Source organism: Bacteroidota bacterium, from assembly GCA_030706745.1.
GTDB lineage: Bacteria > Bacteroidota > Ignavibacteria > Palsa-1295 > Palsa-1295 > PALSA-1295.
The window spans coordinates 88,248-109,154 of sequence record JAUZNX010000010.1 but is presented as its reverse complement, the minus strand read 5'-3'; the positions used below and the strand labels follow the sequence as shown (position 1 = coordinate 109,154).

The following is a 20,907-nucleotide window of genomic DNA, read 5'->3' as shown; positions in this document are numbered from 1 at the left end:
TGGCTACGAGATATTACTCTCAATCGCCAGCAAAATCTGCTCGGCGACTTCGAGGGCGCGGAGGCCGTCCTCGCCGCTGACGACAGGTCGCGTGTCCCGTGCGATGGCGTCGCGGAACAACTCGAGTTCGTATTTGAGCGGATTGATGTCGCGGACTTCCGGCTTTTCGTAAATGATGGAGCGGGGGACATCGCCTTTCTCGATCTCGCCGAGTTTCATGGTCAGACCCTTCGGCTTGCCATAGCTCTGGGTGTTCTCATCGATCAGCCGAAACACATCGACCGACTTTGCTCCAAAGTCGAGCGAGAGATAGGCATCTTTCTCGAATATCCGCAACTTGCGCATCGGGTTCTGAGAGATGCGGCTGGCCGTTACATTCGCCACTCCGCCATTCTCGAACTTAATGCGCGCGTTCGCAATGTCCAGCTCGGTGGAGACCACTGCAACGCCCGAAGCATCGATCGACTTCACCGGAGACTTCACGAGCGAGAGGATCACGTCGATGTCGTGGATCATCAGATCGAGGACGACGGCTACGTCCGTCCCGCGCGGCTTGAACTGCGCCATGCGGTGCGACTCGAAAAAGCGGGGATCGTTCAGGTATGGTTCGGCCGCCAGCAGCGCCGGATTGAACCGCTCGACATGCCCAACCTGAATCTTGACATTTTGTGTACGAGCTTGCTCGATGAGTGACTTGGCCTGCTCGGTCGTCGTCGTCATTGGCTTCTCGATAAGAACGTGCTTGCCGCGCGCGATCGCCGCCTCGGCGATCGCATAATGCGATTGCGTCGGCGTTACAATCGAAACGGCATCGACGTTGTCGAGCAATGCTTCGAGTGAGTCGAAATCCTGCGTCTTGTACTCGTTCGCGACCGCGCTGGCGATAGCCCGATTCTCATCGTACAGTCCGACGAGTTCAACAGCGTCGACTTCCTTCCAGAGTTTGGTGTGGACACGACCAAGATGTCCAACACCCGCAACACCAATTTTCAAATACTGCATCGATAATTGTTAGAGCGAATCACCTTTATCGCCGGGTCCGACCACATTACCAGGACCTTCCGCGTCTTTTGCCTTCTCGCTGGAAGCTGGCTCGGCCTGTCCATTGCCAGATTGTTTACTTTCGTCGGACGCCTTCTTAAGATTTTCGACGGCCTTGACTAAGTTGAACATCCGGTTCTCTTTATCGAACGGCGGCAGCTCGCCACCAGTCATCAGAACGTCAATCTCGCCAGAGTCCAGTGTCTCTCGCTCGAGCAGGGCAGTGGACATCCGATGCAGCACGTCGATCTTCTCGGAGAGAATCTTCACGGCACGATCGGCACCGGTTTCAACGATGTGTCGAATTTCTTCGTCGATGATGCGTGCGGTCGTATCCGAGAACGTCTTTTGATGTCCGTAATCGCGACCTAAGAAGACCTCTTGCTCGCCCTGGCCATACTTGAGTGGCCCAAGCTTATCCGACATACCCCACTCGCAGACCATCTTGCGGGCGATGTCTGTTGCGCGCTCGATGTCGTTGCCGGCGCCGGTCGTAATCTGGTTGAAGATGATTCTCTCTGCCGAGCGTCCGCCAAGAGCGTATGCGATCACCGCTTCCAGATACTCGCGGGAGTAAGTGTGCTTCTCATCGACCGGTAAATAGCTGGTGACGCCAAGTGCACGGCCACGCGGAATGATCGTGACTTTATGCACCGGATCGGCTTCCGGAATGGACTTCGCGACTATAACGTGTCCGCACTCGTGATATGCGGTCGTCTTTTTTTCTTCTTCACTGATGAGCACGCTCTTGCGCTCGACACCCATCATGACCTTGTCCTTCGCGTTCTCAAAGTCATACATGGCGAGTCGGTCCGCGCCGTGCCGGGCGGCAAGCAGCGCGGCTTCGTTCACCAGATTCGCAAGATCGGCACCGCTGAGGCCCGGAGTGCCACGCGCCAACGCCTGAAGATCGACATCGGGTCCGAGCGGCGTGTTGCGTGTATGCACTTTGAGGATGCCTTCGCGTCCGCGAACATCGGGGCGATCGACGACAACCTGCCGGTCGAATCGGCCCGGACGCAGCAATGCAGGATCGAGCACATCCGGACGGTTTGTCGCGGCGACAATAATAACTCCGAGGTTCTGCTCGAAGCCATCCATCTCGACGAGCAATTGGTTCAGTGTCTGCTCGCGCTCGTCGTGTCCGCCGCCGAGTCCCGCGCCACGGTGCCGGCCCACGGCGTCAATCTCATCAATAAAGACAATGCACGGCGCATGCTTCTTGGCTTGGTCGAAGAGATCCCGGACGCGGGATGCGCCGACGCCGACGAACATCTCGACGAAGTCCGCGCCTGAGATAGAAAGGAATGGCACACCGGCCTCGCCCGCGACTGCGCGTGCGAGCAATGTCTTTCCCGTACCGGGAGGTCCGAGCAGCAGCACGCCGCGCGGGATCTTGCCACCCAACTGTTGGAATTTCGCGGGTTCGCGTAAAAACTCGATGATCTCGACGAGTTCAACTTTCGCTTCGTCCGCGCCGGCCACATCGTTGAACGTGACCTTCGGCGCGCCTTCGGTGACGAGCTTGGCTCGTGAACGCCCGAAACTGAAGATACCCTTGGTGCCGCCTCCGAGACCTTGCCCGCCTTGCATTCGTCGCATGATGAAGATCCATGCGACGATCAGGACGATCCACGGCAGGAAGGAGAGCAGGCTATCGGTCAGGCCGTTACTGCTATCGGTCTTGGTGATGTTGACGCCTTTTTCGCGCCAGGTCTTGTACTGGTCCGAAAGCGTTTCCGGGATAAGGTTCGTGACGATATTCTTCGCCGAGCGCGTGGTACCCTCGACCGTATGCACGGACATATCCTTCGAAAGCTGACCTTTGAATCGGTATTGCGTCAGGCCATACTGCTCGACCTTACCGGAGGTGAAATCGCCTTCATCGAGCAGGCGCTGGTATTCCGAAGTCGAGATTTCAACCTCAGTGGGGTTGTTGCTCCGATTGAAGATAACGACGAGCACGACCACACCAAGCAGCATGGCTGCCCATAACAGGACCGTGCGCATGATGTGACCGAAGTCCATCTCGTCGCGGCGGTTGGGTCCGCCTTGCGGCTTCCGTTGCGGTGGCTTGCGCTGACCTTGAGGAGTCCCACCTTGTGGCGAACCTCCCGGTGTGCCCGGTGTTCCGCTCTGTGGAGCGGAAACAGGCCGGCGTTTGCCATTTTGAGTTGGCGGTGGCGCGCTGGGTGGTGCCCCGGCCGGTGGCTGGGCATCCCGTTCGGCTGAACTTGTTGGCTGATCTGACATTAAGAATTGGCTATGGGCCGAAAGCCCACGATAGATCCTCTACGATGGATCGTTGACGATGGATCGCAGACCATAAACTGCCCACGATGGGAAGGTAATCCATCTACGTGCCCATATCTGGACCGCTACACCGCGACCTCGCAAGAGCGGGGAATGCGGGGATTGGATGCTTTCCGACCCGTTTGTAAGTGAACACGCTGACCTCCGTAGCCGTGCCCTTTCTCGGGTGTCCAAGCTTCGGTGGCGATGCGTATACTCTGACGGCCATCCTCTGCTTTTATTTGTCTGGCAATCACGGCAACCGATCTTGATTTCCTATCATGAAACGGACTGTGCGGAGTGGCAGTTCGTTCGCCGTGCAACCCGCCCGATATTCAATTCGATGGCTGATCGTGTCCCTTTTGGCGATCCTCAGCATCGCGTTCTTTCCCTACCTGTTCGAAGGCAAGATCTTCCTGCCGGCGGACATGTTCGACACGATGACAGCGCCTCTGAATGCGCAGTACGGCCCGCCGCAGGCTCAGAATTTCTATGTTCTGGATGGAATCGTGCAGACCTATCCGTGGAAAATAGCGGCCCAGGACGGATTGCGGAGCGGGCATCTTGCATATTGGAATCCGCACATCCTCGGCGGCTATCCGCAATATGCCGAATCCGATGGTTTCGATGTGTTCAATGTCTTTGGCATTTGGCTCGATGCCTGGCATGCCATTCTTGCGGAGACGCTTGTCGAATTCCTGATCGCGGGCATTGGAATGTGCTTCTTGCTCCGTTTTTTCGGTGTCCGGGTGTGGGCTAATTTGATCTTCTCATCGGCCTATATGCTAAACAGCATGTTCGTTGCGAGTGCAATGTCTCGCTGGGCAGTTGCATCGTTTTGCTGGATGCCGTTCGTCGTGCTCATGCTCATTCGACATCTGAGTGTCGGGCGAAAGGAGGATATGCTCTATGCATCAATCTATCTAGCGCTTTCTTACCTTGCAGGCACGCTGCAATCAGCATTCTTTGTAACGTGTGTGGTTGCGTGTCTGATGTTGCTCTATCCTTCCGGTGAGAAGAGTTTGCGGTGGAGCGGCCGTGTTGTGAGGCTCGCGGTTGTGTTCGGTCTCGCATTCTCGCTTTCTGCTCCGATGTGGTCGCCGACGGTGCAGTTGTTCGCGCAAACGCTCTGGCGAGGCAGCCTGAATTCGACCAGTGTGTTCGCGCACTACGGAGTGCTCCAACGCGTGCTTTCCTTTCCGCTTCTACTGTTGCTTTCTTTTCCCGCTCTACTCGGAAGTCCGGAAGTGTTCAACCTGAAGAAGCTGGCCGGAGCGGACGTAACCGATTTCAACGGCGCAATCGCGTTCGTGCCGATGGTCTTTGCGGTCTGGGGTTGTTTCGCACTGAGGAAGCGGAAAGAGGTGCTACCATTTTGTCTGATGGCCGCCGCCGCGATTATTCTCCCAATCCTGACGCCGCTTTATGCCATCTTGTATCATCGTGTCTTTATCGTTGCCACGCTTTGCTTCTCCGTCGTCGGTGCGGTGATGTTTCAGGCGTTTCTCGATCGTAATGTTGATCGGGAAAGTGTTGTCCGGATATCTAAACGAATCATGGTGGCGAGTGGAATATTTGCCGGCGCAATCGCACTTCTGTGTGGATATACGACGCTTGAACACCCTGCACTCGCGGGCAAACTGACTGGAATGCTTGCCACCTCCAATTCCGCGTTTGGCCGCGAGAATTCAGCCTGGCTACTCGCTCGCGTTGGAAAGACGCTCGACTATTTCTCATTTACATCCATCGAGTTATGGCTGCCCATCGTGTTCGCGCTCATTGCGGCCATTGCCATTTACCGCTACGCGATGGGCAGACTTGAGCGAGCGGGTCTACTGACCATCGTTACCACTTCGACGTTAGTGACACTGCTGCTGTTCGTTCGAATGTGGCTGCCCTCTGTCGATCCGGCGAAGTTTCCCATCTACCCGCCGAGTGCTGTCACGACGTTCCTCCACGAGCATGCCTCGGAAGGCCGCTTTATCGTCTGGCCCGATCCGCAGAAGGATGCATATACGTTGCGGCCCAATAGCTCGGATGTGTATCACACGAATGACTTCGATGGGTATGAGAGCCTCATGCCCGGCACAATGAGCGTGCTGTATCATCACCATATTTTACCAGACTCGATCAATCTTCGCCTGCTAGGACTGGCGAACGTCAAGTATGTGGTGACGCGGAGCCGGGTGATTACAGATTCGGCTGTTCGGCGGGTTCTCGCTGCTGATGGGCTAACGATCTATGAGAATCTCCGAGTAAAGCCGCGGGCATACTTTGCGTCGTCGGTGAAGATATTGGATTCAGATGCCGCTGTTAGTCAAACGATGCTGCAAAGTGATTTCGATGGTTCCACGGCGCTTATCAGGCGCCCGGATGCATGGAATAAGTTTGCGGATCGCTATGATACAAGCGGAACGATGCAAGTTCGCGACGTAAGCAACGAAGAGATTGCGATCGATGCGAATACGAACGCAAAGTCCTTCCTCGTCATGACCGACACCTATTATCCGGGGTGGAAGTGCTATGTGAATGGTCTCCGGCGCCCGATTTATCGAGTCAACTTCGCGATGCGTGGTGTCGAAGTGCCGGCAGGGAAGTCCGTCATTGTGTTTCGATTCGAGCCTGATCTGTTTACCGCGAGCCTGGGGCTGAGTGGCCTCGCGGCTGTATCGACGCTCTTTGGAATTATATTCTTTATCGTCAAGTACAATCCGAAAAATCAATCCGCGCAATCCGCATCATCTGCGTAATCCCGGTTCTATCTGAGATACTGTTCTTCCCACAATACCAAATTCAGCAGGGACCAGAGGAGTTGTCCATTATTGCGCGCACCGGTAGTGTGCTCGGTGAAGAGTCGGCGGACGTATTCCATATTCATGTGCGTCTTCAGTAACTCGCTTTGGAAGAGCCGGTCTTCGGTGAAGGTGCGCAATTCGCTTTTCAGCCACTCATTGACCGGCGCGGCGAATCCCATCTTCTTGCGATAGATATGCTCCTTCGGAAGAATGCCCTCCGCGGCTTTCTTCAGAATATACTTCGGCACATAGTTCGGTCCCAGCTTGATGCGTCGCGGCAAGCGGAATGCAAATTCGACCATCCGGTGATCCAGGAACGGCACGCGAGCCTCGAGGCTGGTTGCCATCGAGACTTTGTCCACACGCATGAGTAATAGCTCTGGCAATCGCTGCTTGAATTCGAGATACATCATGCGGCGCGTATACTCGCTCTTAGGATATGCGGCGCGGACTTCCTTATGCCATGTGTTCGCAAACGCATTCGATGACATGGCGCTCGAATAATTCTGGAGCAACTGCCGCTTGTGTTCTTCGGTGAAAGCCAGCGCGCCTCCCCAGAAGAGTTCTTCACCACGCGAGAAGCGGCGCATGTATTCGCGCACCAGCGGATTCTTCACCAGCGGACTTGTGGCCAGCACCGCGGCGCGGCGCATGATCTTCGGCGAGACCTTGCCGAGTGGTCGCCAGAGGCGATCGTATAGTTTGATGTCCCGCACGAGCCACGGATAGCCGGCAAATTCCTCGTCCGAGCCTTCGCCGACCTGCACGACGATCGTACCGGACTCGCGCGCAAGCTTGCTCACGAAATAAAGCGGAATGCAGACCGGATCGCCGTTCGGTTCGTCCTCATGATAGGCAAGGCTTGCCATGACACCTTCGGCATCGCGCGAATCGATCAGGACTTCGTGGTGATCGGTGCCGTATCGCTCAGCGATGGAGCGCGCGTACTTCATCTCGTTGTACTTCTCCAGTTCTTTGAATCCGACGGAGAAAGTTTGGACGGGCCGATCCATGAGTTCGGCCATGAGCGCGACGTTCAGGCTCGAATCAATGCCGCCCGAAAGAAACACGCCGAACGGGACATCGGACATCATGCGGTCCTTGATGGACTGCCGCAGCAGCCGGCGAATTTCTTCGATAGCCTCTTCTTCGGAAATCTCTTCGAGTGGCGCGCCGGCATCGAGCAGCGACCACCACTCGCGCTTCGTGATCGTGCCATCGGACTTGACCCGCATTGCGTGTCCGGCTTCGAGTTTATGAACGCCCTTGAACATCGTGTCCGGTGCGGGCGGCATCATGAGCGAGAGATAGTGCGGTAGTGCGTTCTCGTTCAGTCGCGCACGCAGCGAGGGATGCTGCAGCATCGCCTTGATCTCACTGGCAAAGATAAAGCGCCCGCTTGGCGTAGCGTAATATAGCGGTTTGATGCCGATACGGTCCCTTGCAAGGAATAACTCTTGCTCGTTCTCGTCCCAGATCGCGATGGCGAACATGCCGTGGAATTTCTCGAGGCATGCCTCGCCCCATTCCTGATAGGCATAGAGAATCGTCTCGGTGTCGCTTCTGGATTTGTACTTGTAGCCCTTCGCCTCAAGCTCCGCGCGAATCGAAAGATGATTGTAGATCTCGCCGTTGAAGACCAGCGTGTAGCGCCCATCGGGTGTTGACATTGGCTGATGCCCGGCGGGGGAGAGATCGACAATCGCGAGGCGCCGAAACGTCAGGCCACAGAGGCCAGTCGGCGCAATGTAGAATCCGGCATCGTCCGGGCCGCGATGCACGATGGCATCCGACATACGCGTGAGCAACTCCGGCGTCACCTGAGGTTGAGCCTTATAGCCGTAATCGAAGACGCCGCCGATTCCACACATGGGGTGACACTACGAATTTGGAGCGATTATGATTCGCAGCCCATGGGGATGCGTAGCCCGCGTTCTTACGTTGCGATTGAACTTTCTTGACAACCTGCGTGCTATTCCGCGCTGTAGTTCGGGACGTATTGCGTCCGTTCTCAGGGGTTATGAAACATGAAACAGGACGTGTGCAGTACGTCCCTATAAGCATAGATGAAACGCAGAGTCTTTAGCGGTATCCAGCCTTCGGAAGTGATCCACATCGGTAATTACATTGGTGCAGTGAAGCGATGGGTTGCGCTCCAAGATGATCCGGCCAAGGATAATATCTATTGCGTCGTCGATCTGCACGCTCTCACCGTCAAGCAGGATCCGGAAGTTCTGCGTGAGCGGACGCTCGAACTTATGGCGCTCTTCCTTGCGGTAGGCCTCAACCCCGAGAAGAGCACACTCTTCGTGCAGAGCCACGTCAGCGTCCATGCCGAAGGTGGCTGGTTGCTCAATTGCATTACGCCTTTGGGATGGTTGAACAAGATGACGCAATTCAAGGATAAGTCTCAGAAGCAGGAGACGATCCTTGCGGGTCTGCTGGATTATCCCGTCCTGATGGCGTCGGACATTTTGTTTTACGACACACACGAGGTGCCGGTCGGGGAAGACCAGAAGCAGCACGTCGAACTGGCACGCAATATCGCCGAGCGGTTCAATTTTCATTATGGTGAGACGTTCATCGTGCCCGAGCCGGTGATCGCAAAGGCCGGTGCACGCATCATGGGATTGGACGATCCGACGATGAAGATGTCGAAGAGCATGGCGCACATTCAAGGACATGCGATCCGTCTACTCGATGAGCCGAAGCAAATCGAGCGGGCGATTATGCGGTCCAAAACCGATTCTGGTTCGGAGATTCGTTTCTCGAATGAACCCGAGAAGGCTGGCGTGAATAATCTGCTGACAATCTATCAGGTGCTTACAGCGAAGACGCGGGACGAAGTAGAGCAAGATTTCGCTTCGGCGCGCGGCTATGGTGATCTCAAAAAGCGCGTCGCGGAAGTTGTGATTGCGGAAGCCGAGCCAGTCCGCAAACGGTTCGCCGAAATTGCCACCGATCGCGGCGAACTTGAACGCATCATGCGCTCAGGCGCCGAAAAAGCCCGCGCCATCAGCGGGCCGCGGCTTGCAGACGTGAAGCGAAAGATGGGGTTGGTTGTATAGCTGTGCCAGCCACTATGGACCAAATCGAGCAGATACATCGAAAGTATCTGGCCGCCACGTTGATTGGCTCGCTGATTCTTCTCTCCTGTCAACTGCTGTTTCCACTCAGCATTGATAATGAGATCTTTCAGTCGATGGCAATGGATCTCTTTCGATTCCACCGGCTGCCGATTCTCGGTTCCTGGGCACATGATTTTCCCGGAACGGTCTACGTCCATTGGCTGGCGATTGTGCTTTTCGGAGATACCGCACTCGGATTTCGGGTGTTTGATCTGTTGGTCCACCTCGGCATGTCCTGGATGTTGTTTGTCGTCCTGCGAAGATGGCTACCGCCGCGTTCGGCATTTCTATCGGTGATCTTTTATAATCTTCACTACATCTCCAACTTCTGGTTTGCAGGTCAGCGAGATGCATTCGCTGTATGCTTCTTACTGTTGGGTACGCTGCTCCTGATGAGAGTTGACAGAGCGGAGGAGGCCCCAATCAGTCCGATTACTTTGGTGGCCGGATTCGGAGCCGGGTTCTGTATCGCCATGATGATGACTCTCCGTCTTACGTATGCCATCTTTATTCCGATTGGGATAGTCTATCTTTGGCGACAACCCGAACTTCGCGCAAAACGAGTCACTTCATATCTTGCCGGAGTCATGGCGCTTGTGATTGCGCTTGTGATGCCATATCTCTTCTATCCGGGAGGGCTGGAGCAAGCTTATCTGACAACCATTCGGTACAATCTCGAACTCTATGGTGTCGTCCGGATACCACGGATGCTACTCCTTCAGTTTCGATTACAGAAATTGTTTTTTGGCTCGGCTTTCATCGGACTCCTGTTTGCGTTTCTGCCGTCTCTTCGAGGACGAGGAAAGGTCAAAGCGTTCTGGGAGCGTTTTGTGGCGCCGGCGTCCCGCGATCGTCTGTTGATTGCAGGATACGCTCTTTGCGGCATCATTTCGATTTGGGTGATGGGAAAATTTTGGCCCTACCACTTCGAGCCGATTCTGATTATTATTGTGCCGTTCGGCGCGATTGCGCTTGAGACCCTCGTTGTTGCGATTCCTTCGCGCATTCTGCAGTGGGCGGCCGTTCTTTTGCTGATCGGCTACTCGGTCCTTCGCATTTTCCCAGACTATATCATACAGCCCTATCTCAGCAATGTGATGCATGGCGTGCCACATCCGCTGGAGTCATTGCAGGATACACTTCAGGCAGATTCGGGTTATCCGCGAAGTGCGGATTTTGGCGTCGCGGCCTATATCGATCGGATGTCGCCGCCTGGCGCCCGCTTTGAGACTGTGACGATCACTCCCGGTGTCAGATGGCATACCGGACGAATGAGTGCATCACGATTTACCACACTCTATCCGCTCATCGTCTCCACGCCGAGTGGAGGCCACCCTCCATTTCAACAAGCATGGCGTCGCGAATATATTGATTCTCTGCGTTCGGCGCGCCCCACTTTTATTGTCATTAGCGCACAGTCGGTCGAGATTTTCAATTGGATTCGGGAGACTCCATTACAGATGGTTCACGAAATCCCCGGATTTGATAGCGAGATCATGCCACATTATGCATATGATACCACAATCGGTGGTTATAGATTATTCAGGCGCCGCGACTGAGCTTTTGTGAACGTCTCACCATGAGTGGGAGTTGATGCAATTCTGATGGTAACACTCGGAAATTTGGAGCTCGGTGAAAACCTCCTCCTCCTTGCGCCCATGGAGGATGTGACGGATGTGGCATTCCGCCTGATTGCGCGCGAGCAGGGGGCGGATGCCGTCTATACCGAGTTTATCTCCAGTGAGGCGCTAATTCGGGCCGCCGCAAAGTCCATGAAGAAGCTTGTCACGCATGAGGCGGAGCGTCCGGTCGCCATTCAGATTTATGGCGGCGATCCCGATGTGATGCGCGAGGCGGCTCGAATTTCTGAAGAGGCCGGACCCGATTTCATTGATATCAATTGTGGCTGTTGGGTGCGCAATGTTGTTGGGCATGGAGCCGGGGCCGGATTGCTCAAAGATCCGCCGCGGATGGAGCGGATGGTCCGCGCTGTTGTCGATACGGTGAAGCTTCCTGTTACTGTCAAAACCCGCCTTGGTTGGGATCATAATGCGATCAACATATTGGAGATCGCGCCGATGCTCGAACAGGCCGGCGCACAAGCATTGACCATCCACTGCCGCACCCGTTCGCAGGGTCACACTGGTGATGCCGATTGGTCCTGGATTCCCAAAATTAAACAAGTCGTTTCGATTCCGGTTTTCCTCAATGGTGATGTGAAGACACCCGAAGATGCCGAGCGAGCATTTCACGAGACTGGCGCCGATGGAGTCATGATCGCGCGCGCGGCAATCAGCAATCCCTTTATCTTCCGACAGATCAAGGAGCTTCGCGAAACTGGCAGTTACGCGCAGCCGAGCCTGGACGAGCGGGTCCGGCTTTGCATCCGGCATCTTATTCATTCCTGCGAGGTTCGCACAGAGCGCCGTGGGATCTTTGCTTTCCGGAAGCACTATGCCGGATATTTCCGCGGCGTACCAGGTATCGGGCGATTGCGTTCGGACCTGATGCAAATTACTTCTGTCGAGGCTGTCGTCGAGCGATTGGAGCGGTTTGCCCAGAACGGAGAGGTCCCGCCTGACCTTGAATTGGAGCAAGAAAATCCGTCGGCGGACGCGCTCGCATTGGCCGCCTAAGCGCCTGCCCCGAGTTTTCTTTGTATTTTGCAGTTTTGGGACGAGGAGTTCCAATACATACGCCCTGTTGATTGCCGACAATGAGCCGACCGCTGTTGTTCTTTATCCATAATCCGCACTCCAATCAAGGGGAGCGGACGGATGATGTTCGTGGCCTGGAGCGGGTGTTGGGGGGACGATACCCGTGGCGGCAGACAACGGTGGCTGGTGAAGCATCGGTCATTGCCCGCGAAGCCGCTCTCGAAGGTGCCGAGGCAATTATCGCAGTGGGCGGTGATGGGACGGTCCACGAGATCGTCAATGCCTTGATGTCTCTTCCGCCATCGGCACGACCCAAGCTTGGGATTCTACCGGTCGGAGGAGGAAATGATTTTGCCTTTGCAGCGGGTATCCCTACCGATCTACAGCAGGCGCTAGATGTCATCCTTCGCGGCGAGACTATTGCCTCCGACATTGGGTCGATTGATATGGGCGAGGGAGTGGGCTTCTGGACAAATACCTTGGGGTTAGGGTTCGATGCCAAGGTTGTGGTACAAAGCCGCCGGTTTCGCTCACTTCGCGGCAGAGCGCTTTATCTTGTTTCAACCTTACTCACATTGATTCGCGACCACGAGGCATTCGAAATCGAACTGTCGGTCGATCATCATCGCTTCCGAGAACGCACCCTCATGCTAACGCTTGGCAATGGTCCGCGGGAAGGCGGAGGATTCTACACCACACCAAACTCTCGTATCGATGATGGGCAGTTGGAAATGTTACTCGCAAAGCCGGTTTCGCGGCTAATGATGCTCTCCCTGTTGCCGCGTGTTTTACGAGGGACTCACCTCTCCTCATCGGCATTTTTCACACGATCGTTTCATCGGCTGTCGCTGAGTTCGGATCGTCCGCTTGTGATTCACGCCGATGGCGAAATCCTGGCGATTCCTGCCGATGGCATACGACGGATTACTGTGGAGATTCAACCGGAAGCGATTCGGGTGATTCGGTAAGCGAGGCTCGCGAACCCTTGCGTCGCCAAGCAATCCAAGTGAGTAGCGCATAAAGCCACACCAACATCCCAAAGATCATCGACGGGATGGCAATGAAATCCCCCCAGCGAACATAGAGGGTCTTGCGCTCGATAAGCGGAATGCGCTCCGTAATCGAACCGCTTGTAAAGAGTGGCAAGGACTTGACGAATCGGCCACGGTCATCGATCACAGTCGATATGCCGGTGTTCGCGGAACGGACGATCCAGCGACGGCACTCGATGGCGCGCAGCATGGCGAATTGCTCGTGCTGATATGGACCTGAGGACCGGCCATACCAGCCATCGTTTGTAATGACTGCGAGCATATTCGCGCCGTGCTCGACGAAGTGCCGCACGAAGCTTGGATAGATCGACTCGTAACAGATCGTCGGAGTGATGCGAAGTGTGTCGTGTTGAAAGGGAAGCGGAAGTGCTAATGGAGTAAAGCCTTCGCCGTAGTTCCAACTTCCGATGCCCACATTCCATTGAAACCACTTTCCGAGGAAGGGAATGTACTGGATAAATGGAACATGCTCACCGAGCGGCACAAGTTTTTGTTTGTGATAGACTTCGCGGTGCATACGACCATTCGAGTCTTCATAGACTACCATCGCCGCGTTCCAGCTCCGGTAGTAGAATCCATCGACTCCAGAGTAGTTGGCGTCCGGCGGGATGGAGTCTCGTCCTGCCTGATAGTCTTGACGATCGGGAAATCCTGTCAGAACCGGACGGCCGATACTGGCGATGAAGTGGTATAATTCACCAAGCTCATAGCTCTTGGCCGGGCTAGTGATATAGAATGTGATCGCCGTCTCGGGCCACAGCACCAGATCGGTAGAATCGTGTGCCGCTTGGAGCGCCGTTCGTGTAGCGGAGAAGTTCGTGTCGAGTGTTCGCTGATAATCGGTGTACCACTTCGCCCACGGGTCGATGTTCGGCTGCACGACCGTCACGCGAAGCGACGACCGCGACTCCTCGTGTTGATCGACCGCGTGGAGACCATAAACAAGAGGAACAGCGATGAGAAGTCCAAGCGCAAGAATATGATCACGCATAGATACTCTTGTCGAGCGGCGAATCAACTGGAATATCTCGACATTGACGAGAACAATAAGTATCGACAAGAGGTAAGGTCCAGTCCACTCGATAAACTGAACGTAGACCAGATTATATGTCTGCGTATTATACAGGTTAAGCCACGGATAGGCGAGGTCACCGAAGGAATGAGCATATTCGAAACCGGCCTGGAGAATTGGCAAGCTGTAGAGTGCTGTAGTGCGACCAAATCGCCGGCGCACGACCTCGTAGAGCAAGAACGGAACAACAAGAAAAAACGGGTGGACGATAGAGAGAAGCACACCGCCCACCATCAGAAATTTATCGACTTCCCCTGTTGAGGCCCATCCGCCCACCCAGTAGTTCGAGACCAGACCGAGGACGAACATTGCGATGAACGACGTGTAGAACGTCTTGCCGAGAGACTCCGATGACTCCAGTGCAATGAGTAGCGGCACGAGTGCAACAAACGCCAACAGTCCGCCAGCGAGGCCTGTCGGAGGATATGCAACTCCGAGGAGGATCCCGGAGAGCACCGCAAGTGCGACTTGCATACGGCCGAGCGAAGATAGGGCTAAGACCGCACCTGCAACAATCGTGAGCGCCAGGAATGCGAGTGTGGGGTAAACTAAACCATCAATAGTTGCAAACAACGTGCAGCCAAGTAGCAGCCAAAAGGCAGTCGTCAGGAAATGGCGGGTGCGCGTTGAAAGAAATGTCACCTGGGGCTCGCGAAAATTAGATTTTACTCGAACCTCAACGCATCGATTGGGTGCATGTTCGCGGCCTTCATGGCGGGATAGAGTCCGAAGACGATACCAACGAGCGAACAGACCCCGAGACCGATCCCAATCCACATCGTAGGGACATAAACGCTTGCATGGATCAGCATCGCAATGATATTGCCGAGTCCGATGCCAATGGCAATACCAATCACGCCGCCAACTTCACAGAGGACAACAGCTTCCATGAGGAATTGACCGGTAATGTCGGATTTCGTTGCGCCCATGGCTTTCCGGATTCCGATTTCTTTTGTCCGTTCGGTGACGCTGACGAGCATAATGTTCATGATGCCGATGGAAGCTGCAAGCAACGCGATCGCGCTGATGCCAAAGCCGGCATAGGTCAGATATTTCGAAAAGGACTCGAACTGCGTCGTGAGGCTGGTGTTGTCTTCGACTTCGAAATCATTGTCCACGCCAGGCTTGACGCCCCGCGCGGCGCGCATGGCGCCAATGACTTCATCCTGCGTTTCATCGAACTTGTCCTTGGAGCGCGCCCGGACGGTCATCTGAAGCGAGGTGAACTCCGGCTGAATGAAGTACTTCAGCTCGTTCGTAATTGGAATGAGTGCAAAGCCGTCCTGACTTTGTCCCATGCCCCCGCCTTTTTTATCGAGGACACCGATGACGGTATAATTATGCCCGTTCAGCTTAATGGTCTTACCAATTGGGTCCTCGCTGTGCTTGAAGATACGATCGACGATATCCTGTCCAATGACAGCGACATCGCGGGCGTATTGCACATCATCTGCGGAGAGCATGCGGCCCGCGGAGACATCTCGATTGTGGTTGACAGAATAATTATCGTCGGAGCCCTCGAGATAGAACTGGGGATCGCTTTTTTCATCCGCGTAGGCAGCGGTGAGAGGCGCGAGTGTATGTTCCGCGCTGACGGCTAAGGCAAGCGCTGCATTCGATCGGACCAGACGAATTTCTTCATACGTGATCTGCTTGCGTTTCATGTATTTGACCCAATCGCCTCCGCCCATCTGAATGGATGGCCACTTTTTGATCGTAAACGTGTTCGCGCCGAGTTGGGATAGCGATTCATCCACGCTGTTCGTAAGCGCACCGAGTGCCGTCATGACGCCGATGATGGAGAAAACCCCGACGACGATTCCAAGCAATGTCAGGCTACTCCGCAGCTTGTTCGCGCGAATTGATTGGAAGGCTTGACGGACGTTTTCGGAAGTCTGCATTTATTCGTATCTCAACGCATCGACCGGATCGAGTTTACTGGCGCGCCAGGCTGGCAGGATACCACTTGCCACACCGATGGCCAGCGAAAGTCCAAGCCCGGACACGATAAGCGCCAGCGGGAAATGGAGTTGCACGGTCGAATCCTTCCCTAAAACATTATGATTGAGGAAGGTCGCTGCGCCGAAGGCAAGCAGCAATCCGATCGAGCCGGCAATAATGCATAGCATCGACGCCTCGGTAAGGAACTGCGCGAGCACCATGCGGCGGCGAGCTCCAATAGCCTTTCGAATTCCGATTTCGCGCGTCCGCTCTTTGACGCTCACGAACATGATATTCATAATGCCGATACCGCCCACCAGCAGCGACAGACCGGTAATGACAAGCCCGATCATTTGAAGCGTCGTCGTCAGTTTGTCGAACTCCGCGTTGAACTGGTCTTCGCTATTGACGCCGAAGTTGTCAGCTTCGCCGGGCTTCAGGCCACGGACGGCCCGCATCTGATAGATTGCTTCCGCCTTGGTATCTTCCTTGTCCAGGACGTTCTTGGCCTTGATCGCGATAGTCAGCGATCGGTTCGGATCGCCGAATGCGCTGAAGAATGTCTGGAGCGGCGTGATAATTTCGTGATCGACCGACCAGAACCCGAACATCCCACCGGCACGCTTGGCGACCCCAATGACCTCGAGTGGATAGCCATTGACGCGCATTGTCTTGCCAATGGGATCGCTCTTATGAAAGAGCTGGTCCCATACATCATATCCGATAATGCAGACTGGCCGCGCACTGGCAAGTTCTTGCTCGGCAAAAAAACGGCCCTGGTCCATATCGAGGGAGTTCGTTGCCTGATAATCGCGATCGACGCCACTTGCACGAATATTCTCAATCTCATTCGTTCCGTATTTGAGCTTCACGCTCCATTCGCTGGCGCTGACACTGACCGCCTGGGCTGTAGTCATGCGTTGTCGAAGTTCACGTGCATTCTCTGCGCTGATGTTTGGCCGATTGCGCTGCATCATCCAGTCGCCGCCTTGCCAGGAGTGTTTGTCAATGTAGTACACATCGGCGCCCATGAAGCTCATCGCATTGTGAAACGAATCATGCAGGCCGGTCACAAATGCGCTCATCAAGGTGACGGTGACGATGCCAATGATAATGCCAAGCATCGTAAGGGCCGAGCGTAACGGATTCGCGCGGAGTGCCGCGCGCGCCATGCGAAGTCCTTCGACCGTGTCTTGAATAATGCGAGCCATAGCGGTGTCAGCTCTGAGCGACGGCGAAAATGCGTTCGCTTGCCGGGATCATTTCGTCGCGCTCGACTAGTCCATCCTTGATCCGAACGATGCGTTCGGCGTGACGGGCAACATCTTCTTCGTGCGTGACAACGAGCATAGTATTGCCCTGGTCGTGCAGTTCGTGAAAAAGGCGCATGATGTCTTCGCCGGTTTTGGAATCGAGGTTACCGGTCGGTTCGTCCGCAAGAATGATTGATGGGCGCGTGACGAGCGCGCGGGCAATTGCGACGCGCTGCCGTTGTCCACCGGAGAGTTCGTTCGGCTTGTGTGAGGCGCGATCGGCAAGGCCAACGTGATCGAGTGCTTCGAGCGCGCGCTTGCGTCGTTCATCTTTGCCAACACCTGCATAGATCAGTGGTAGCTCCACATTGTGCAGCGAGTCCGAGCGGGGAAGGAGATTGAATGTCTGGAATACAAAGCCGATCTCGCGATTCCGAATTTCTGCGAGATCGTTATCGTCCAATCCCGCAACGTTTACCTTGTTGAAGTAGTAGTTGCCCGTGGTCGGTGTATCGAGACAGCCAATGATGTTCATCAAAGTTGATTTGCCGGAGCCGGATGGTCCCATAATCGCAACGTATTCGTTTCGTTGCACTCCGACGGTTACGCCACGCAAGGCATAGACGAACTCTTGCCCCATCTTGTAAATCTTCTGGATATTCTCCAGATAGATGACAGAGTTCTCCGCCGTATGTGCGATGCCGCCTTTGACCTGATCTGTTTCCATCGTGTCGTTATCTACTCCGCAACGGTCTTGCCTGAATTATCGACCTTCACCTTCTTGCCATCATCCAAGTCCTTGGAGACCGCTCGAAAATTTCCCTTGACGACTTCCTCGCCACCCTGCAAACCAGAAAGGATCTCGACGTAGGCATTGTCAGAGACACCAGTCTTTACGTGCACCTTTTTCGCGACGCCTTTATCCACAGTGAATACAATCGTTGGCGTTTCGTCGCCCTCGTGGAATTCACCTTTGTTTGCCTGGCGGACTTTCTTCATGGAGTCGGCAGCTTTGGCGTCCTCGTTATCGCGGCGCGTAACCGAGAGCATTGGCACAGCGAGTACATTCTCTTTGGTCAGCGTCTCGATGCGTGCTGTGCACGTCATTCCGGGACGAAGATCGGCGGCTCCGAAATCGTCCAGACGGACTTTGACCGTGAAGTTCGTTGATTGGTCCTGACTGCCGGCGCCAGTTAGCTTTGCGCTGTTTGCGATCTCGAGGACCTTGCCAGTAAAAATTCTGTTCGGAAATGCGTCGATCGAGATCTTCACAGCATCGCCAAGCTTAATGTTCACGACATCGTTTTCATCGACATCGACCATGGCGTTCATCACGGTCAGATCGCTTACAGTCATCATCTCGGTACCGGCGAACGAACTGGTGCCGACGACCTTCTCGCCAAGTTGGGAGATGAGCGAAGTGACCACGCCATTCATCGGCGAGAGGACGCTCGTCTTTCTTAATGCTTCTTTGTATTGCCGCATCTGACTTGCGGCGGCGGCGGCCTGGAAGTTAGCTGAGTTCATCCCTGCCTCAGCAGCATCGTGTTTGGCCTTGAGTGCATCGAAATCCTGCTCGGAAATCAAATGCTGCGCGAGCAATTTCTCTCCGCGGGTCATATCCTGATTCGCCTGAATCACCGCCGCGCGTTGTTGCTCGCTCTGAGCTTTGGCGGAGTTAAGCTGTGCTTCGGCGCCGGCGTATTGATCTTCGAAGGTGGTCGGCTTGATCTTCGCAAGCAGATCGCCCTTCTTCACGTGATCGCCTTCTTTGAACGGCAACTCGATAATTTCGCCGGGCACTTCCGGCGAGACTTTCACTTGTACTTCTGGCTGGATCTTTCCGGTTGCCTGCACAACCTCGGTGATCGTGTGTCTCGCGACCTTTTCGGTTTGAACTGCGATCGGCTTTTCTTTGCCGCCAGTTACCAGTGCAATAATGACCATGAGGAGCACAAGTCCTCCCGCGACGATCAGGATCGTGCGCGTGCGGCGGCGTTTCTTCCGGCGTGCTTCAAGTGTCTGATTGAGCACGGTTTGAGTGCTCGGTGCGGCTGCGCCATTTGGTCCCGCCGCTACAGTGGCCGGCATATCCATTCTTCCCTTTGTGCTGACTGCCATTGGTTACCGAATAAAACTTGATTCTAATATTTCCACTGCCCGAGTGTATACGCAAGCTGCCGCTGCGCAAGTACGTAATTGTACTTGGCATTGACACGGTTGGTTCTCGCGGTCACTGCGGCTGCCTCCGCGATGATAACATCGACCTGCGTGCCTGCGCCCACACGAAGTCGTTCATCCCCAAGACGAAGACTTTCGTTTGCTGCAGTCAGTCCGGTCTCCGTTGCATCGAGCGCTTTGCTGGCTGCCTGAAGATTGTTCACTGCTTTTGCCGCGTCGCTTCGAATTTGTTGCACATCCTGTTCAAGTTGAATGCGCTGGTTTTCGAGATCGACTTCTTGTTCCTCGATAAACAAGCGGTTCTGCATCTGATCGAAGAGAGGCACTTGGAGCGTGAGACCTGCGAACAGACGGTGATTAAGTTGTACGCGCATGAGGTCTGAGTTATCTCCAGAGCCACCGATTCCGGCGACAGCATCGAGCTTTGGCAGCAAGGCTCCGCGAGTGTTGTCGATGGCGTACTCGGTGGCCTGAATGCTTTGCCGCTGGGCAAGGATGTCCGGACGGTTATCGATGACCGTATTCAGCCGCGCATTCGCCACGTTCATATCAACTGCGGCTCGCGCAGCAGGCGCAATTGAGGTGTCGATTCCGGCGAGCGAAAAGGAATAGTTGTTGTACTCGTTCGGGGAAACGTTGAGAAGGAACAGCACGTCAGCCTTTGCGTTCTCATAGTCGTTCTGTGCCTGGATTAGCCCAAGAGAGTCCGACCCAACAAGAGCCTGTTGTGTATAGACCTGCCCGATTGGAACAACCCCTGCTTCATACTTCCCTCGGATCAGTCGAAGCTGAGCGAGACCTTCTGCGAGTGTTGTGTCAGCCGCGCCTACCAGTTCATTCGTCCGAAGCACGTTGATGAAGGCTTTTGTAACATTATACGCAATATCCTGGCGAGTCCATTGGAGCGTGTTCTGCGAGCCATCGAGTGAGGCCTCGGCCCCATTGATCCGCGCTACGTCGGAACCGCCATGATACAGATTAAAAGACGCGCTTCCCGTGTAACTCAGCGTGTGCGAACCTGCTGGCGCCGTAAAGGCTGTGGGCAATCCGGTCAGTTTGTCGAAGACGATCGAAGTGCGCGCATCTGTCGATTGAAGCGAATAATTATACTGCCACGATCCATTTGCGCTGGCGCTAGGCAGTAGATTATCCTTTGACCGGGTGACCTCGATTTGGTCGCGCCGGGCATTGTTTGCGATAGTGCGAACCGTATAGTTGCGTTCGATCGCAGCTTTAATTGCATCATCGAGGGTCAGCGTCTGCGGCACCGCAGATGGGTTGGGTGTCGATTGGCTCGGCGCGGTGCCCTGAGCCATTGCGAGAGAACTGACGACGGTCGAAAGGAGCGTAATAAATAGTGCTTTCATCGAACTGCAAATGAGGTCGGGATTTCGTGCATTTAGACGAAAAACGAACGAATAGTTACGCCGGTGGGCAGAAAAATGAATTCGAATCGAGTGCCCTCTAACGCCGGGTAAGCCGCTTAGGCTCCGGC

The 20,907-nt window shown here is 54.9% G+C and carries 14 protein-coding genes; 5 read left to right on the top strand and 9 right to left on the bottom strand.

The window, feature by feature from the left end; translation table 11 throughout:
- Window positions 1-3: 3 nt before the first annotated feature.
- Both Q8902_11865 and ftsH read right to left on the bottom strand, forming a co-directional pair.
- Window positions 4-1,002, bottom strand: a complete 999-nt coding sequence (locus Q8902_11865) for a Gfo/Idh/MocA family oxidoreductase (protein MDP4200253.1) — start codon at window positions 1,000-1,002, stop codon at window positions 4-6.
- Between the two features lie 9 nt (window positions 1,003-1,011).
- Complete coding sequence (gene ftsH, locus Q8902_11860) at window positions 1,012-3,294, bottom strand: ATP-dependent zinc metalloprotease FtsH (protein ID MDP4200252.1); 2,283 nt, start codon at window positions 3,292-3,294, stop codon at window positions 1,012-1,014.
- Between the two features lie 320 nt (window positions 3,295-3,614).
- On the opposite strand from ftsH, the gene Q8902_11855 reads away from it, so the two are divergent.
- Window positions 3,615-6,083, top strand: coding sequence for a YfhO family protein (locus Q8902_11855; protein ID MDP4200251.1), 2,469 nt, complete (start codon window positions 3,615-3,617; stop codon window positions 6,081-6,083).
- Between the two features lie 8 nt (window positions 6,084-6,091).
- On the opposite strand, the gene asnB is transcribed toward Q8902_11855, so the two are convergent.
- Window positions 6,092-7,999, bottom strand: a complete 1,908-nt coding sequence (gene asnB / locus Q8902_11850) for an asparagine synthase (glutamine-hydrolyzing) (protein MDP4200250.1) — start codon at window positions 7,997-7,999, stop codon at window positions 6,092-6,094.
- Between the two features lie 195 nt (window positions 8,000-8,194).
- Between asnB and trpS the strand changes: the two genes are divergently transcribed.
- From trpS to Q8902_11830, 4 genes are all read left to right on the top strand, one after another.
- Window positions 8,195-9,196, top strand: coding sequence for a tryptophan--tRNA ligase (gene trpS, locus Q8902_11845; GenBank protein ID MDP4200249.1), 1,002 nt, complete (start codon window positions 8,195-8,197; stop codon window positions 9,194-9,196).
- 2 nt (window positions 9,197-9,198) lie between these two features.
- On the top strand, window positions 9,199-10,815 hold the full coding sequence (locus tag Q8902_11840) for a glycosyltransferase family 39 protein (GenBank protein MDP4200248.1): 1,617 nt from the start codon (window positions 9,199-9,201) through the stop codon (window positions 10,813-10,815).
- Between the two features lie 45 nt (window positions 10,816-10,860).
- A complete protein-coding gene (gene dusB / locus Q8902_11835; protein MDP4200247.1) occupies window positions 10,861-11,892 on the top strand; it encodes a tRNA dihydrouridine synthase DusB in 1,032 nt (343 codons plus the stop codon).
- 80 nt (window positions 11,893-11,972) lie between these two features.
- Window positions 11,973-12,881, top strand: coding sequence for a diacylglycerol kinase family lipid kinase (locus Q8902_11830; protein MDP4200246.1), 909 nt, complete (start codon window positions 11,973-11,975; stop codon window positions 12,879-12,881).
- On the opposite strand, the gene lnt is transcribed toward Q8902_11830, so the two are convergent.
- Genes lnt through Q8902_11800 form a run of 6 tightly spaced genes read right to left on the bottom strand, consistent with a single transcriptional unit; the run spans window position 12,838 to window position 20,779 of the window.
- Window positions 12,838-14,679 carry an apolipoprotein N-acyltransferase gene (gene lnt / locus Q8902_11825; GenBank protein ID MDP4200245.1) on the bottom strand — a complete coding sequence of 614 codons (1,842 nt, stop codon included), beginning with the start codon at window positions 14,677-14,679 and terminating at the stop codon, window positions 12,838-12,840. The genes Q8902_11830 and lnt overlap by 44 nt on opposite strands.
- Window positions 14,680-14,702: 23 nt before the next feature.
- Complete coding sequence (locus Q8902_11820; protein MDP4200244.1) at window positions 14,703-15,938, bottom strand: ABC transporter permease; 1,236 nt, start codon at window positions 15,936-15,938, stop codon at window positions 14,703-14,705.
- A complete protein-coding gene (locus Q8902_11815; protein MDP4200243.1) occupies window positions 15,939-17,189 on the bottom strand; it encodes an ABC transporter permease in 1,251 nt (416 codons plus the stop codon). It lies immediately after the preceding gene.
- 7 nt (window positions 17,190-17,196) lie between these two features.
- Window positions 17,197-17,958, bottom strand: coding sequence for an ABC transporter ATP-binding protein (locus Q8902_11810; protein ID MDP4200242.1), 762 nt, complete (start codon window positions 17,956-17,958; stop codon window positions 17,197-17,199).
- An 11-nt stretch (window positions 17,959-17,969) separates the two neighbouring features.
- Window positions 17,970-19,352 carry an efflux RND transporter periplasmic adaptor subunit gene (locus Q8902_11805; protein MDP4200241.1) on the bottom strand — a complete coding sequence of 461 codons (1,383 nt, stop codon included), beginning with the start codon at window positions 19,350-19,352 and terminating at the stop codon, window positions 17,970-17,972.
- 23 nt (window positions 19,353-19,375) lie between these two features.
- Window positions 19,376-20,779, bottom strand: a complete 1,404-nt coding sequence (locus Q8902_11800; GenBank protein ID MDP4200240.1) for a TolC family protein — start codon at window positions 20,777-20,779, stop codon at window positions 19,376-19,378.
- Window positions 20,780-20,907 lie beyond the last annotated feature (128 nt).